Here is a 15,106-nt window from a genome sequence, read left to right on the forward strand (position 1 = left end):
CCGCCACCACGGTCGCCTCCCCCGCCGGCCGGCCCCCCACCGGCCGCGCACCGAACGACCACGCCACCACCGACCCCGCCTCCGCCATCCCCTCCACCGCCCGCCGCACGCCCACCGCCCCCGCTCCCCCACCCCGCCGCGCCCGGGGGCGTGGCGGGCTGGCCGGGCGTAATCCGGTGCTCCTCGCCGTCGTCTCCTCGGCGTGCGTCTCCGCCTCCGCGATGTTCGTGAAGCTCGCGGACGTCACCGCGGGGACGGCCGCCTCGCTGCGCTGTCTGCTGGCCCTGGTCGCGCTGGTGCCGCTCGCCCTCGTCGAGCGGCGCCGCCTCGGCCCCCGGAGCGGGCGCGGTCCCCTGCTGGACGTCGCGGCCGGCGCACTGCTGGGCGTGGACTTCGTCTTCTGGGCCCAGAGCATCCACGACGTGGGCTCGGCCATCGCCACCGTGCTGCTGAACCTCCAGATCGCCGTCTTCCCGCTGCTGGCCCTGGCCCTCACCCGCACCCGGCCGGGCGGACGCTACTGGCTCGCCCTGCCCTTCCTGCTGGTCGGCGTCGCCCTGGCCAGCGGCGCGATCGGCGATCCGGAACCGGGCACCAGCCCGGTGACCGGCATCGTCTACGGGGCCACGGCCGGTGTCGCCTACGCCGGCTATCTCTTCCTCACCCGGCTGGGCGGCGGAGGCCCGCACACCGTGCACCCGGTGTGCGTCTCCACCCTGTCCGCCGCCGTCACCTCGGGCGTACTGGGCGCCCTGTGGACGGGAATCCAGCCCCTCCCCGGCTGGGGCCCGTTCGGCTGGCTGGCCCTCATGGCACTGTTCGGGCAGGTGCTCTCGCTCATCCTGCTGGGGCCGGCACTGTCCCGGCTGGCGCCGGCGACCAGCGCCGCACTGCTGCTGCTCCAGCCCGTGCTGGCCCTCGTGCTGGGTGTCGCCTTCCTGGGCGAACGGCCCACGGTGACCCAGTTCGCCGGGTGCGCCCTGGTCGTGCTCGCCGTGTGGCACACCGGACGGCGTGATCATTAGAGTCACCGCACATGGCCCTGCCGCGTGCGCTCCTGAGCGGACTGACCGCCGTCCTCACCGTGTGCGGGCTGGCGGTGGATTCGTCCACCGCCGCCGACCGGGGCCACGCGCCCACCCGCGCCGCGCTGGAAACCGTCGTCGAGCGCGACCGGGTGCCCGGTGCGGTGGCCAGGGTGGAGGACGGCGCCGGGCCGTGGGAAGGCGCCGCGGGGGTCGCCGACCGTGCGACCGGCCGCCCGCGGTCGGCCGGGGAACGGTTCCGCATCGGCAGTCTGACCAAACCGTTCGTGGCCACCGTGCTGCTCCAGCTGGAGGCGGAGGGCAGGCTGCGGCTGGACGACCCGGTGGGCCGGTGGCTGCCCGCCTCCCGGCTGGGCGGCTACGGCACGGCCATCGGCGCTTCCCGGAGCACCGTGACGCTGCGGAACCTGCTCGGCCACACCAGCGGCATCCCCGACTACACCGCCGGCCCCGCCGTGCGCCGCGCCTACTTCTCGCCGGCCTTCCTCACCCGCCGCTGGGACACGCACACCCCGCAGGCGCTGGCCCGGCCCGCCCTCGACCGCGAGCCGCTGTTCCGGCCCGGCGCCCGGTGGGCCTACTCCAACACCAACTACCTGCTGGCCGGCATGGTGATCGAGCGGGTGACGGGACACTCCTACGCGAGGGAGATCGAACGCCGCATCCTGCGCCCCCTCAAGCTGCGCGACACCTCGCTGCCCGGCACCTCGACCCGGATTCCCGGGCGGCACGGGAGGAGCTACTCGACCCTCCACACCGCCGGGCCCCACCCGAGGGTGTACGACGTGACCTCGCTCAACCCCTCGCTGGCCGGCGCGTCCGGCGAGATGATCTCCTCGGGCCGCGACCTGACACGGTTCGCCCGCGCCCTGGTCACCGGCGGTCTGCTGCCGCCGCGGCAGCTGCGCGAGATGGAGACGACCCGTCCGGCCGGTGCCGCCGAGCGCTACGGGCTGGGCCTGACCGAGCGCACCCTGCCGTGCGGGGTGACGCTGTGGGGCCACGAGGGCACCATCCACGGCTCCCGCACCGCCGTGTTCACCACGGTGGACGGCACCCACGCGGCGGCCTTCAACGTCAACGGCGACTGGGCCGGCACCCGCCGGCTGGTGGACGCGGAGTTCTGCGGCTGAACGGCGCTCCCCCGGACGCGTACCGGGGCCTCGGCGCGGGAGAGCGGTCACGCCGTGCCGCCTCAGCGCGGAAGAACCGCCACGTCGCAGGCAGGCTCGCGCTCGCCGGAGGTCATCAGGGCGGTGCGGACCACGGTGGCCTGCTGGGCGAGGGCGTCCCGCAGTTTGTCCGGGGTGACGTGGACGACGGTGATGCCGAACTCCTCCAGGCGCTCGCGCTTGCGGGCGCAGGCGTCCCAGGCCGCCACCGCGTCGGCCCGTGGGGGGCGCGCGTCGAGTTCCAGGGCGACGCCGTGTTCGGGCCAGTAGGCGTCGACGGTGCCGATGTGCAGGCCGCCGGGCGCGCGGAGTTCGACGTTCCAGCAAGGGTCGGGCAGCCCGTGCAGCAGCACCATCTCGTACATGCGGCCCTCGGCCAGGGCGCGGCCCTCGGCGAGCAGGCTGTCCACCGCGTCCGCGATGTGCGGCAGCCCCAGCAGCCGGGCCCGGGTCAGTTCCCGTACGACGGCCTGCGGCTCGCAGTACCCGCCGCGCACCGCCTCGGTCAGCAGCCGCCGCACCTGCTCGACGTCGGTGAGGCCCGGCACGGCGTCGGCCAGCGCGCGGGCGACGGGAGCCACGGGCAGCCCGGTGATCTCCTCGGGCTCGGGCAGGATCCGGGTGCGCACCAGACGGGCGGCGGGACCGGCCACCGGCAGCGGGGCGCGGGCGGCGGGCCCGCCCAGATCGGGGACGAGCACGTCGATGCGGTCGAGGTCGAGCAGCGAGGGCGCGGCGGAGAAGCAGTGCAGGGCGAGCGCGGCCAGTCCGGTGATCATCGCCCGGTCGGGCGTTCTGGAGGTTCCGGGCGGCACCGCCGCGTCACTGTGCGCGTACCGCAGCGCGGCACGCAGGCGTTCCTCACTGGTGGGCAGACCGGTACGGGGCGGCAGTGGTACCTCGTGCGTCATGCTGGGGCCACTTCCCCGTGACCCGCGGCCTGGCACCACGTGTGACAAAGCTGTCGCCTAACGCGGACAACTCAGTGCTCATGCACGGCAGTTCGAGAGCCGATGAGGCCCCGGCACGCGGTCTGCCGCCGCTGCGCCGGGGCGAGGGCGTCGGTGACGCGTGTCAGTGGTGCTTCTTGCGCCGGTCGCCGAGCATGACGAGCCCGGCGATCACCAGGAAAAGCAGGATCGGGATGGCGACGTACAGCCCCAGCGTCTCCCCGACGCTCAGGCCGGGTCCCGGGTCGTCGCCGTCGTCGCGGGTGAGCGCGAAGGCGGGGGACGACAGCAGCATCATCAGCGCCGCACCGGCGGTGACCGTACCGGCGCGCAGGGCGTTCTTGTTGACCTTGTTGCTCACGCAGCCAACATAGCGGACGGGTGAACGGCCCGCGCGCCGGGGTGGGCCTATCGGACGGCGGGCCGCCATCGGTGCAGGGTGACGGGCCGCAGCCGCGGCTCGGCCCGGCTCTCCAGGACCCGTACCCGCACCCGGTCGGCGGTCACCGGGGCGGGCAGCGCCAGGATGCGGCGGTGTCCGACGGTCGTGCCCAAGGCGATCCGCCGCCACCTCCCGTCCTGCCGGGCCTCGACGGTGAACCGTTCCACCCGCTGCCCGGCCCGCAGGTCCTCGCCCAGCACGACGCGGTCGAAGGTGTACGGCCCGCCGGTGCCCGCTCCGCCGGCCGCGCGCACGTCGGTGCCGTAGATGCGGCGCACCGCCTTGCCGAACGCCGTCAGTTCCGCGACGTCCGCCGGGTCGATCCGCCCGTCGCGGCCCGGTGGGACGTTCAGCAGCAGCGAAGCGTTGCGGCCCACGCTCTTCTCGTACAGGTCCAGGAGTTCGGCGGCGCTCTTGGGCCGCTGGCCGGGGTGGTGGTACCAGCCGGGCCGGATCGAGACGTCCGCCTCCGCCGGGTACCACTGGAGGTACCGGACCGAGCCGTCCAGCAGCCGGGCGCGGGAGCCGATGTCCTCGTCGGTGGAGTCGTTGGGCAGGCCGCCCGCGTACGCCGTCCACGGATCGACAGCCGACGGGGTCGCGCTCCACTCGCTCTCCCGTGCGACCCCCCGCTCGTTGCCGACCCAGCGCACGCCCTGCGGGCCGCCGAAGACGGGGGTGCCGGGCGCCATCAGGTGCAGCGCGCGGAAGATCTCCTGCCAGCCGTACTCCTGGGTGACGCCCGCGTCCCGCCACGGGTTGGCGCCGTCCAGCCACAGTTCGTCCAGCGGGCCGTACTGGGTGACGATCTCGTACACCTGGTTCAGGTAGTAGGCGTCGTAGTCGTCGACCTTCACCCGGAAGCTGGGCAGGCGTCCCTGCGCGACGGCCCGCGCCCGGTCGTCGCCCGGCACCAGTGTCGGGATGGTGCGGGTGCGCGGGGCGCTGCCGTTGCCGTAGCGGCCCCGGCCGGCCGGCGGGCCGCCATCCTCCAGCGCCGTCCGCTCGACGGTCGTCAGCGGCTCCCCCGCCTCCTGTTTCGCCGCGAGACGTGCCAGCCACTTCTTGTGCCAGCCGTGCGGGAGTTCGGCGCCGTCCGCCGGGGACAGATAGACGCCGACCTTGAGTCCCGCCTTGCGGGCCGCCCGCACGTACTGGCCGACGATGTCCCGCCCGTAGGGGGAGTTCTTCACGGAGTGGCCGGTGTAGCGGCTGGGCCACAGCGTGAAGCCGTCGTGGTGCTTGGCCGTCAGCATCACCTGTTCTGCGCCCGCCGCCTTGTAGGCCCGCATCCACTGGTCGAAGTCGAGGTGCCGCGGGTCGAACAGCGCGCGGTCCTCGGCGCCGGAGCCCCACTCCCGGTCGGTGAAGGTGTTCATCCCGAAGTGGGTGAAGGCCGTCACCTCCCGCTGCTGCCACGCCAGTTGCGCGGCCGTCGGCACCGTCTTGGCGGCCTTCTCGATGATGCGGTCCGGGCTGTCGCACGGTTCGACCCTCATCTGCGACGCGGGCCGCACCGGCTCCTGGCACCCGTCCGGCGCCCCCTCGGCTGCGCTCGCGGCGCCTGCGGACGGCGCGGGCACGGCCGCCAGCGCTCCCGCCAGGGCCAGCACCACCCCGCACACCAGTGACCGCCCCCGCCCCGTTCGCCGTCTCGCCATGTCCCCTCCCCTTCCCCACTCCCGTGAGAGGTCGGATCTCTTCGCGTGACCGGAGGCATGGTCCCGCAGCACGGGCGAGGTGAGAAGTGATAGGTCCGATCTATTGGGCGGTGGCGCGGAGTTCTTCCCGCAGGGCCTCGATCAGACGGCGGACGCGGGAGGAGGCCGTCACCTCTTCCAGCGAGAGCGGTCGTCCGTCGGGACCGGCCAGCGGCAGGCGCCAGTTGGGGTACTCCGTCGTGGTGCCGGGCACCCGAACGGGACGCCGGTCCCCCACGGCATCGGGCAGCCACACGCCGACCAGCCGGGCCGGGGTGCGGGCGAGGAAGCGGTGCACCGCCCTGATCTCGCCCTCCTCGTCACCCCGCCCCTCGGGCAGCAGGCCCAGCCGTGCGAAGAGCCGGAACCACTCGGCCAGTCCGGCCGCCTCCGCCGCCCGTCCCTGTGCCGCCGGGCGCCGCAGCAGCCCCAGCCCGTCCAGCAGCCGGACGTGGCTGCCCGTCAGCCGCGCCGCGCAGCCCGGCAGTTCGGGGCCGGCGGCGGTCGCCAGGCAGTCGGCCGGCCACCGCTCGGGCGGCACGGGCCGTGCGACCGGGCCCGCACCCTCGGACGGGCCGCCGTCCCGCTCGCACCACAGCACACGGGTGCCCAGCACGCGCCGGGCGGCCAGGTCCTCGCGGAAGCCGGGCTCTTCCGCACCCGGGTCCCCGGCGATGACGGCGGCCCCGGCGCGGTGCGCCTCCAGTGCCAGGACGCTCCACAGTGCCTCGGCGTCGTACCGCACCCAGGCGCCCTCGGACGGCGGGCGGCCCTCGGGTATCCACCACTGCCGGGAGTGCCCCAGGTGGTCGATGCGTACGGCGCCGGCGTGCCGGAAGAGCCCGGCGAGCACCTCGCGCCAGGGCCCGTACCCGGTGCGGGCCAGCGCGCCGGGGTGCCAGGGCGGCACCCCGTGGTCCAGGCCGCCCGGGGCGCCGGCGGTGGGCGGGGCTCCGAGGCTGACGCCAGGTGCCAGGACATCCTGCTGGGCCCAGGCGTCGGCGCCACCGGGGTGGACTCCGGCAGCCGCCTCGTGCACCAGGCCGACGGCCATACCCGCGTCCCGCGCGGCGCGTTGGGCGGCGGCCAGCTGGCAGTCGGTCAGCCAGGCGGCCCAGCAGTGGAAGTCGATCCGCTCCAGGTGGTCGTCGCGCTCGCGTGCCGTGCGTGCGGAGCGGGGGTCGTCCAGACCGGCGGGCCAGGAGCGCCAGTCGGGGCCGTACCGTTCGGCGAAGGCGCACCAGGTGGCGTGGTCCTCCAGTGCCTGGCCGCGCGCGGCGAGGAAGTCGCAGTAGGCGGCGCGGCGTCCGGGGCTGAGCTGCACGGTGCGCACCAGTTCCAGTGCCCGCAGCTTGAGGTCCCGTACGGCGTCGGGGTCCAGGTGGGCTTCCCCGTTCAGCACGCCCTCCCGAGCAGCCGCGGCCCGGCCGGCGAGCGCGTCGACGCGGCGCCGCTCCTCGAGCCCCAGATAGGCGTATTCGGGGATGTCCTCGATGCGCAGATGGACGGGGTCGGGGAAGCGGCGGGAGGAGGGGCGGTACGGGGAGAGGGCGGTGTGCCCGCCGGTCGGGGCGGGGACGGCGGTGTGCAGCGGGCCGGGCTGGAGGAAGTCGGCGTCCAGGCAGCGTCCGGCCCAGCTCGCGAGGTCGCCGAGGTCGGCCAGGTCGCCCATGCCCCAGGAGCGGCTCGACAGCAGGCCGGGGAGGTGCACCAGCAGGCCCGGTCCGCGGCTGCGGCCGGTGCGGGTGCGCGGTGCGGGGACGGCGCCGGGGGCGACGACGAGCGTGCTGCGCACGGGTCTTTCACCGGGCGCCTGTGCGCAGAGGGTGTGCACTCCCGGCGGCAGCTCGGCGCCGGACTGCCGGCCGAGGACATCACCGCTCTCGGTGACCACCCGCAGTGCGGTCCCCTCGGGAAGCCCGGACTTCTCGCACACCTCGGACAGCCCCGTCGACAGGGACGGCCCGGGTGAGCCGGACAACCCCGGTAACCCGGGCAGCTGTCCGTCCGGCCCCGGGCGTGCGCCGGAGCGCAGCACGACGGTGGGAGGCAGCAGCCGGCGGCTGTCCTCGGCGTGCCGCTCCAGCGCCGCACGGACGGCGGCCGGCGTCGAGGCGTCGACGCCCAGCGCCGCGAGCACGGCGACGACGGTCTCCCGGCCCGCGCGCACCCGGCGGCCGGGCGAGGGGCGGTGGGAGAGCGAGACGCCGTGGGCGGCGGCGAGCCGCGCCAGCGGAGTCATCAGATCTCCGCGGGCTCCGTGCCGTAGCCGACCCCGGTGGGTTCGCTGGTCAGTGGGGCCCCGACGAGCGGGGGTTCGCTGGTCAGCGGTACGGCGTCGGCCAACGGCGGCTCACTGGTGAGCGGGGCGTCGGCACAGCCGCAGGTGCACGAGCCGTCGAGTCCGGAGTCGGGGTCGGACACACCGGACAGGTCTACCGGCTCGTGCCCTGGTTTGGAGAGTGCCCGTTGCTGGGGGAGCGGAGTGAGTGCGGACAGCAGGAGTTCAGCGGACGCGGCCACGGGGGCCTCCGTTCGTTGACGAGAAGCGGACAGGTCTCGCCCCTACCCACGCTCCCGGCGGGCAGACGTACAGGAATGCAGAACGTGGCCCAGGTCACACCGTTTTCCGCGATGATTCGCCGAACACCCCCGCTTCGAGGCGGAGAACGAGGGGGCAAAACGGATAGTCCACGCCAGGATTTACGGAGCCGTCGAGGACCACACCGGGCGCACACCCTCCCCCGCCGCGTAACGGCACGGGGCGCGGCGGCCGGTGCACCGGCACCGACCACCGCACCCCACGATCACCCGCCCGAGGACGGACGGCCACCGCACCCCGCACGTCCGCCGCTACGGAACGCCGCGGGAACGACAAGGCCCGGATCTCAGGCAGTGGATCTGCCGTCGATCCGGGCCACATCGTCGTCCGCGCCGTATGGCTGGAGGTAGGGCAGCCAGCGCGGGTCCCTGTGCCCCGTGCCGATGATCCGCCAGGCCAGGCCCGACGGCGGAGCTGGTTGATGGCGCAACCGCCAGCCCAGCTCGGCCACCTGGCGGTCGGCCTTCACGTGGTTGCAGCGGCGGCAGGCCGCCACGACGTTCTCCCAGGCGTGCGCCCCGCCCCTGCTGCGCGGGATCACGTGGTCGACGCTGGTTGCGACGCCACCGCAGTACGCACACCGGCCGCCGTCCCTGGCGAACAGTGCGCGGCGCGTGAGGGGAACACTGCCCCGGAAGGGCACCTTCACGAACCGCTTGAGACGGACGACGCTGGGGGCGGGTATGACACGGGTCGCGCTGTGCATCAGGGCGCCGGAGTCCTCCAGGCTGACCGCCTTTTCGTTGAGGACCAGGACGAGCGCGCGGCGAAGCGGTACGACGCCGAGCGGCTCGTACGACGCGTTGAGGACCAGGACATGCGGCACGGTGCCTCCTTGTACGTCGGCGGCGCGTGGCTCGCGCCGTGACGATCTCCCCTCAGTGTGTCCCGTGCCCTGGTGACTTCGCCACCACGACCGAGCACGGAGCAGAGCGTGTTTTGGACCACACCGGATACCTCCCCCGCCGGATCACGCTCCTCCCTCGAACAGCTGGCCCCATACTGCTCTTCGGCACCACATGTGAAGTCCCTGCGCCGTTAGTGTGGTGAAGTCATCCGTTCGTGTGCCTGACACATGTGACTCGCACGGAAGGTCAACCCTGTGTACTGGCTGCTCAGCGCCTCTCCTTCCCCCGACGGTCCGCAGCCGCCGACCACGCTGGAGGACGCCCAGGACACCGCGGGCGAGGCTGCCGGATGGGTCCAGGAGAACTGGTCGGACTGGCTCGCCACCGGCCTGCGCATCGTCTTCGTCTGCGTCGTGGCCGTCGTGCTGCGCTACGTGATACGGCGCGCGATCACCCAGCTCATCACGCGGATGAACCGCCGCGCGGAGATCGTCGACAGCGGCAACGCGCTGCGCGGACTGCTGGTGAGCGGCGAGCGCCGCAGGCAGCGCTCCCAGGCGATCGGCTCCATCCTGCGCAGCGTCGCCTCGTTCGTCATCCTCGGCACCGCCGCGCTGACCGTGCTCTCCGGCCTCGGCATCAACCTCGCGCCACTGCTGGCCAGCGCCGGTGTCGCCGGTGTAGCACTCGGCTTCGGCGCCCGCAACCTGGTCATGGACATCCTGGCGGGCATGTTCATGCTCCTGGAGGACCAGTACGGAGTCGGCGACCGGGTGGACGCCGGTGAAGCCTCCGGTGTCGTCATGGAGATCGGCCTGCGCGTGACGCAACTGCGCGGCGACGGCGGCGAGATCTGGTACATCCGCAACGGCGAGATCAAACGCATCGGCAACCTCAGCCAGGGCTGGGCCATGGCCGCCGTCGACGTCCAGGTACGCGCCGACGAGGACCTCGACGAGGTCCGCGCCGCCATCGAGGAGGCCGGCACCGCCATGGGCAAGGAGAGCCCCTGGGACGAGATCCTGTGGGAGCCCGTCGAGGTCCTCGGCCTGGACGAGGTGACCCTCGACGCCATGACCCTCCGCGTCTCCGTCAAGACCATGCCCGACAAGAGCCTCAGCGCGGAGCGCGAGCTGCGCTGGCGCATCAAGAAGGCGCTCGACGCACGCGGCATCCGGATCGTGGACCAGCAGTCGCTCGCCGCCGGGAGCGGGCACGCGCCCCTCGCCCTGGAGAAATGAGCGGCGGGCGGACGGTCACCACCGTCCGCCCGCCCCACACCGGTGCCCCGGCCGGCGGGACCGCCGGCTACCTGCGCACCAGCGTGATCGTCGTCCAGGCCCCCACGTGCACCCGGTCGCCCTCCTTGAGCGGCACCGGCACGAACGGCTGGATCGGGTCCTCGGCGCCGTTGATCGTCGTGCCGTTGGTCGAGTCCTGGTCGACGACCGACCAGGAACCGTCCGGCTGCTGCACCAGCAGCGCGTGCTGGTGCGACACCCCGGGGTCCTCCGGCGGGCGGCCCAGATCGATGTCCGGCGCCTCCCCCGTCGACGCCCGGCGGCGCCCGATCGTCACCTGCGGACCGGTCAGCGGCAGCTGCTGCTCCGCCCCGTACGCCGGCAGGCTCAGCGACGCGGCTTCCGGGCCGCTGCGCTGCATCATCGCCGCGAAGTACTCGCGGTCCGGGCCGATCATCGCCGTCCAGGCTCCGCCCCGCGCCCCGTACTCCGGGGCGGGCGGCATCCCGTGGTGACCCTCCGGCGCGGCACCGGGACCGGCCTGCCCGCCGTCGGGCCCGGGCGGGGTCAGCTCCCAGTCCGAACCGCCCGCGTACGCCTCGCCGCCGTGCTCCCCGGGGCCGCCCGGGGCGAAGCCCCCTGGACCGCCCGGCCCCTGCGGGCCGGGCTGCGGGGCGAACCCGTGCGGGCCGCCGGGCCCGCCCGGGCCCTCGGGGCCGGGTTGTGCCGGAGCGAAAGCATCACGCCCTTCCGGACCGGCCGGGGAACCGTGGCCGCCAGGACCGAAGCCCTGACCGCCGGGCCCCTCGGCTCCGCCCTGGCCCGGGAACCCGGAACCGCCGGGCCGCTCGCCCCCGCCGGGGCCGCCCGGACCGGGGAAGCCCGCACCACCGGGCCGCTCGGAGCCGCCCGGCCCCGGACCGAACCCACCGGGGCCCCCACCCTCGGGGCCACCGGACGAGGGACCGAAACCACCGGGGCCACCGGGCTGCCCGGAACCGCCCCGGTCAGCACCGAAGCCACCCGGACCACCGGCACCCTCGGGCCCACCGGACGACGGGCCGAAACCACCCGGCCCCCCGGGGCCGCCCGCGCCGCCGGACGGGCCGAAGCCGCCGCCGCTCTCCTGGCCGCCGGACGACGGGCCGAAGCCGCCGGGACCGGCCGGGCCGCCGGCGCCGTGGCCCTGGTCGCCGGGGCCTCCGGGCCGGCCCGGGTCGGAACGGTGGGTGGCGGGGCCGTCAGGGCCGTCGCCCTCACGCGAGCCGGGACCGTGGGCGCCCGGACCGCCGGGACCCTCCGGACCGCCGTGGTTCGGGAAACCCGGACCGCCGGCACCCTCGGGCCCACCGGACGACGGGCCGAAACCACCGGGACCGCCGGGCTGCCCGGAACCGCCCCGGTCAGCACCGAAGCCACCCGGACCACCGGGGCCGCCCGCGCCGCCGGACGACGGGCCGAAGCCGCCGCCGCTGCTCGCCGGGCCGCCGGAGGGCGGGCCGAAGCCGCCGGGGCCGTGGCCCGTGGGACCGCCCGGGGCGTCAGGGGTCCGGGCGCCTTCCGGGGCGCCCGGGCCGGAGCCCTGGCCGCCGCGGCTCTCGGGACCGCCCGGTCCCCGGCCGTAGGGGCTGGGGCCGTCCGGGCCACCGGACGATCCGTAGGGGCCCGGCCAGCTCGGGACCTCGGGCGCGCCGGAGCCGGGGCCCTGGGGCCCGGGTCCTGCGGGGCCGTCGGGACGCCGGGCCCCGGAGCCGTCCTGGCCGCCGAATGCCGGCGGTCCGAAGCCGCCCTGTCCGCCGGAGCCGCCCGCGCCGCGCGGGGCGTCGGGGCCGGAGCCCTGGCCGCCCTGACCCTCCGGGCCGCCGGGGTACCCGGCGGGGAAGCCGCCCGCTCCCGGGGCGCCCGGCGCCTCGGAGCGGGGCGGGGGCGGCGGCGCGTAGGCGGTGGGGGTGTGGGTGAGGAAGTTGTAGCGGCACTCCTCACAGAAGGGTGCCTGGGACTCGCGCGGTGTGCCGCACTGGGGGCACAGCTCGGGCCGTCCGGCTCCGGCGCCGGGCCCGCCCTGACCGCCGGGCGCCCCGGGGCCGGGACCGCTGGCGCCGGGGCCGGGGTAGCCGTAGCCCTGGCCGCCCTGGCCGCCCGGACCGCGCTGGTCCGGGCCGGGTGCGGGCGGTGGTCCGGGCGGGGCGGGATAGCCGTAGCCCCCGGAGGCGCCGGCCGGCGGAGGGGGCGTCGGTACGGCCCCGGCGGCCGACTCCGGTGCGCCGGTCATGCGGTGACCGCAGACCTCGCACCAGTCGTCGGCCGCGGACTGGTGGCCGTTCGGGCAAGTCGGCATGGTGAGTGCCTCCCCCTCCGTGCTCCTGCTCGTTGTGTACCCGGGGGTACGGGATGGCGGGCCGTCGCGCCGGCGGGGCTAGCGCGTGACCCGGACGGTCTTGGTCGACCGGGTCTCCAGCGTCATCTCGTCGGCCTCGGCGACCCTCGTCTTCAGTCGAACAGTACCGGTCGCGGCATCCACCACGTCGACCACCTTCGAAAGGAGTTTCGCCGTATCCGCGTTCCCCGAGGCGGCGGCCAGCTGTACGGCTCGTCCCAGTTTCGCCGTTGCGCCCGCTTCGTCCCCAGCCTTCCGCAGCTCCAGTCCGGTCTGGATGGCCTGGGCCAGTTCCGCCTGCCCGGTGTAGTGCGCGACCTGCGGATTGATGGCCGTCGTGGCGACCATGTCATCGGTCCACACCGCCCGCACCAGCCCCTGCCCCAGCGTCTGCGGGGTGCCGCCGCCGGGGGCCGGCAGCACCAGCGAGACACGGGCGGCGAGCATCTCCCGGCCGACCTCGGCGGCCGGCACCTCCACACAGACGTGGTAGTCACGTGACTCGTCCCCCCATGACCCCGTCGGGTAGTCCCCGGTGCGCGGGCCCGCCTCGGTACGGCGGTCCGTGAGGTCCTCCATGGCCGGTGCCACCTGCTTGACGAAGCGGATCCGCGACCCCTGCGGCGTCCACAGGCGGAGCGCCACGTCGGCGACCTCCTTGCCCATGGCGTTCTCCATCATGCGGGTGAAGTCCGCGGCCAGCCCGCCCGGATCGGCCACGATGTCGGCGGTGCCCAGCAGCGCGGAGGCGATGCCGGTGACCTCCTTGACCTCCCAGTCGGTGCCGACTCCCCGTGCGTCGCAGGTGAAGTGGCCCGCGCAGGTGTCCAGTGCGGCCCGCAGTTCCTCGGGCTTCTCGTGTTCGTTGCGGCCGTCGGTGAGCAGGATGCCGTGCCGGATGGTCACGTCGGCGGAGGCCAGCAGCCGGTCGGCCAGCCGCAGCCAGGTGCCGATGGCCGTACCGCCGTTGGCGGACAGGGCGCGCAGCGCGTCCTTGGCCTGCCAGCGGGTGGTGGCGTCGGCGACGGCGAGCGCGCCGTTGCCGGGGAAGACCTCGACGGCCTTGTGGGTGCCGGCCACGACGGCGAACCGCACGCCGTCGCGCAGGGTGTCGATGGCCGCCGCGGTGGCCTCGCGGGCGTTGCGCATCTTGGTGGGCGGGTAGTCCATCGAGCCGGAGCAGTCCACCATGACGACGACCGCGGCGTCGGGGCCCGCACCGGGTGCGGCGTGCGGCACCGTCCCGGGCCCCGGCAGCGGCACGCCGCCGGTGGTGCCGCCGCCGGTTGAGGTGACGGTGACGATCGCGTTCACCTCGCGGGCGCCCTCCGGCAGATAGGCGTTCTGGTAGACGTCCACGGAGAAGTGCGGCGTGTGCGACTTCGCGAAATTGGCCATCTCTTCCGCTCCTGTGTGTCCTGTGACGACAAGTAGACAAAGGGGCGGGTGGAAGTGCGTGCCGTGCTTCCCCCCTGGCGTCCTCGGGCCGACGCCGGCCCGAGCCCCCGCGACGTGCCGGCGGTCAGGCCGATACTGCCCCTCCCCGCGGTGCCGGGAACGGGACGACGGCCACCGTCACGTTGTCGTGGCCCCCGCCGTCGAGGGCGTAGCCCACCAGGTGCCGGGCGCACTGGAGGGGACGCGCGGCGGCGTCCGGCGGGAGGGCGGCGGCCATCTCCTCCGCCGACTCGGCGTAGTTCCACAGCCCGTCCGTGCACACGACGACGACACCGGCCTCCTCGGGCCGGAACGACGCGGTGTGCGGGTCGATCTCGTAGGCGTCGGCGCCCAGCCAGCCGGTGATGGCGTGGGCGCGCGGGTCGGCGTACGCCTCGGCCTCGTTCATCAGCCCGGCGGCGACCATCTGCGCGGCCCACGAGTCGTCCTCGGTCAGCCGGACGGGAGCGGCCGAGCGGTCGTCGGGCACCCAGTAGGCGCGGCTGTCGCCGATCCAGCCGACGGTCAGCACACCGTCCGCGCACAGCGCGCTGACGACGGTGCACGCCGGTGCGTTCTTCGACGGCTCGGGCGGGGTGTCCGCCGCCAGCGCGTCGACCGCCTCGGCGGCGGCCACCAAAGCCTCGTGCATGGCCTCCTGGGGATGCCGGCCGTCGGGCAGCGCCGTGCACAGGGCGGTGCTCGCCGCCTCGGCGGCGGCTGCCGACGCGTCGTCGGGGCGGGTGGCCGAGGAGACGCCGTCGCAGACGACGGCGACGGTGGCGGGTGCGCCCTGCGGGGTCGTCGTCTCGGCGATCGCGTAGAAGTCCTCGTTGCGGTGGTGGCGCAGGCCCCGGTCGCTGGCCGCCGCGACGGTGCCGAGTTCGGACTCCATGTGGTCGCGGTCGCGCGGCTGCTTGTGGCCGCAGTGCCGGCAGTAGCCGTCGTCGTCGATGGCGCCGGTCCCGCAGGCCACGCAGGTCGGGGCGAGTGTCTCGGGCCCGTCGGGCGGCCCGTCCTCGACGACGGGGCCGAGACCGTCGCCGGCCGGTCCGGAGGCCGCCTCCGCCGCGCCGGGTACGGGACCGCCGGGTACGCCCTGCCGTGCTGTCCCGTCCGGGTACGGCACGCCTTCCGCCCGGGGGCCGGGCGCGGCACCGGCCGGCGGTGCGGGGCCCGTCACGGGTCCGGCCGGCTCGTGCGCCGCCGGCGGGTGCGGGGCCGCCCCGGGGCCACCCGGTGCCGGCCCGGCGGGCGGCTGCGGGGCGCCCGGCGGAGGGGGCGGCGGGGG

At 75.3% G+C, this 15,106-nt stretch carries 12 protein-coding genes; 3 read left to right on the forward strand and 9 right to left on the reverse strand.

What is annotated here, in order from left to right; all coding sequences use genetic code 11:
• Both IO40_RS0132145 and IO40_RS0132150 read left to right on the forward strand, forming a co-directional pair.
• Positions 1 to 1,025: DMT family transporter (locus tag IO40_RS0132145; RefSeq protein WP_425264245.1), on the forward strand; the 1,025-nt coding region annotated here is incomplete at its 5' end.
• Positions 1,026 to 1,036: 11 nt separating this feature from the next.
• Entirely contained in the window at positions 1,037 to 2,179 is a 1,143-nt protein-coding gene (locus IO40_RS0132150) for a serine hydrolase domain-containing protein (RefSeq protein WP_016468997.1), read from the forward strand.
• 62 nt (positions 2,180 to 2,241) lie between these two features.
• Here IO40_RS0132150 and IO40_RS0132155 read toward each other — a convergent pair whose 3' ends face one another.
• From IO40_RS0132155 to IO40_RS0132180, 6 genes are all read right to left on the reverse strand, one after another.
• Positions 2,242 to 3,129 carry a hypothetical protein gene (locus IO40_RS0132155; protein ID WP_031176635.1) on the reverse strand — a complete coding sequence of 296 codons (888 nt, stop codon included), beginning with the start codon at positions 3,127 to 3,129 and terminating at the stop codon, positions 2,242 to 2,244.
• A 163-nt stretch (positions 3,130 to 3,292) separates the two neighbouring features.
• Entirely contained in the window at positions 3,293 to 3,529 is a 237-nt protein-coding gene (locus tag IO40_RS0132160; RefSeq protein WP_016468999.1) for a hypothetical protein, read from the reverse strand.
• Between the two features lie 47 nt (positions 3,530 to 3,576).
• Positions 3,577 to 5,271 (reverse strand): alpha-L-fucosidase, encoded by a 1,695-nt coding sequence (locus IO40_RS0132165; protein WP_106967486.1) that lies wholly within the window; start codon positions 5,269 to 5,271, stop codon positions 3,577 to 3,579.
• Between the two features lie 100 nt (positions 5,272 to 5,371).
• Positions 5,372 to 7,552 (reverse strand): 4-alpha-glucanotransferase, encoded by a 2,181-nt coding sequence (locus tag IO40_RS0132170; protein WP_031176637.1) that lies wholly within the window; start codon positions 7,550 to 7,552, stop codon positions 5,372 to 5,374.
• Positions 7,552 to 7,833 carry a hypothetical protein gene (locus IO40_RS0132175; protein ID WP_016469002.1) on the reverse strand — a complete coding sequence of 94 codons (282 nt, stop codon included), beginning with the start codon at positions 7,831 to 7,833 and terminating at the stop codon, positions 7,552 to 7,554. Before IO40_RS0132175 ends, IO40_RS0132170 begins: the two co-directional genes overlap by 1 nt.
• 365 nt (positions 7,834 to 8,198) lie before the next feature.
• Positions 8,199 to 8,738 carry an HNH endonuclease gene (locus tag IO40_RS0132180; RefSeq protein WP_016469003.1) on the reverse strand — a complete coding sequence of 180 codons (540 nt, stop codon included), beginning with the start codon at positions 8,736 to 8,738 and terminating at the stop codon, positions 8,199 to 8,201.
• 276 nt (positions 8,739 to 9,014) lie between these two features.
• On the opposite strand from IO40_RS0132180, the gene IO40_RS0132185 reads away from it, so the two are divergent.
• Complete coding sequence (locus tag IO40_RS0132185) at positions 9,015 to 10,001, forward strand: mechanosensitive ion channel family protein (protein ID WP_016469004.1); 987 nt, start codon at positions 9,015 to 9,017, stop codon at positions 9,999 to 10,001.
• A 67-nt stretch (positions 10,002 to 10,068) separates the two neighbouring features.
• Here the strand turns inward: IO40_RS0132185 and IO40_RS0132190 are convergent, their stop codons facing one another.
• The 3 genes from IO40_RS0132190 to IO40_RS0132200 all read right to left on the reverse strand — a co-directional run.
• Positions 10,069 to 12,339 carry an FHA domain-containing protein gene (locus IO40_RS0132190; RefSeq protein ID WP_031176638.1) on the reverse strand — a complete coding sequence of 757 codons (2,271 nt, stop codon included), beginning with the start codon at positions 12,337 to 12,339 and terminating at the stop codon, positions 10,069 to 10,071.
• 78 nt (positions 12,340 to 12,417) lie between these two features.
• The gene (locus tag IO40_RS0132195) at positions 12,418 to 13,776 is read right to left on the reverse strand and encodes a vWA domain-containing protein (protein ID WP_016469006.1); all 1,359 of its coding nucleotides are present in this window, start codon (positions 13,774 to 13,776) and stop codon (positions 12,418 to 12,420) included.
• Positions 13,777 to 13,900: 124 nt separating this feature from the next.
• A partial coding sequence (locus IO40_RS0132200) for a PP2C family protein-serine/threonine phosphatase (RefSeq protein ID WP_031176639.1) occupies positions 13,901 to 15,106 on the reverse strand: 1,206 nt, incomplete at its 5' end.

It is taken from the genome of Streptomyces albus subsp. albus, from assembly GCF_000725885.1.
GTDB lineage: Bacteria > Actinomycetota > Actinomycetes > Streptomycetales > Streptomycetaceae > Streptomyces > Streptomyces albus.

What these genes read in the sequence shown, in the direction of transcription:
- IO40_RS0132150 (WP_016468997.1), top strand. Translation starts at nt 1,037, where the DNA reads ATGGCCCTGCCGCGTGCGCTCCTGAGCGGACTGACCGCCGTCCTCACC.
- IO40_RS0132155 (WP_031176635.1), bottom strand. Translation starts at nt 3,129, where the DNA reads ATGACGCACGAGGTACCACTGCCGCCCCGTACCGGTCTGCCCACCAGT.
- IO40_RS0132165 (WP_106967486.1), bottom strand. Translation starts at nt 5,271, where the DNA reads ATGGCGAGACGGCGAACGGGGCGGGGGCGGTCACTGGTGTGCGGGGTG.
- IO40_RS0132170 (WP_031176637.1), bottom strand. Translation starts at nt 7,552, where the DNA reads ATGACTCCGCTGGCGCGGCTCGCCGCCGCCCACGGCGTCTCGCTCTCC.
- IO40_RS0132190 (WP_031176638.1), bottom strand. Translation starts at nt 12,339, where the DNA reads ATGCCGACTTGCCCGAACGGCCACCAGTCCGCGGCCGACGACTGGTGC.
- IO40_RS0132195 (WP_016469006.1), bottom strand. Translation starts at nt 13,776, where the DNA reads ATGGCCAATTTCGCGAAGTCGCACACGCCGCACTTCTCCGTGGACGTC.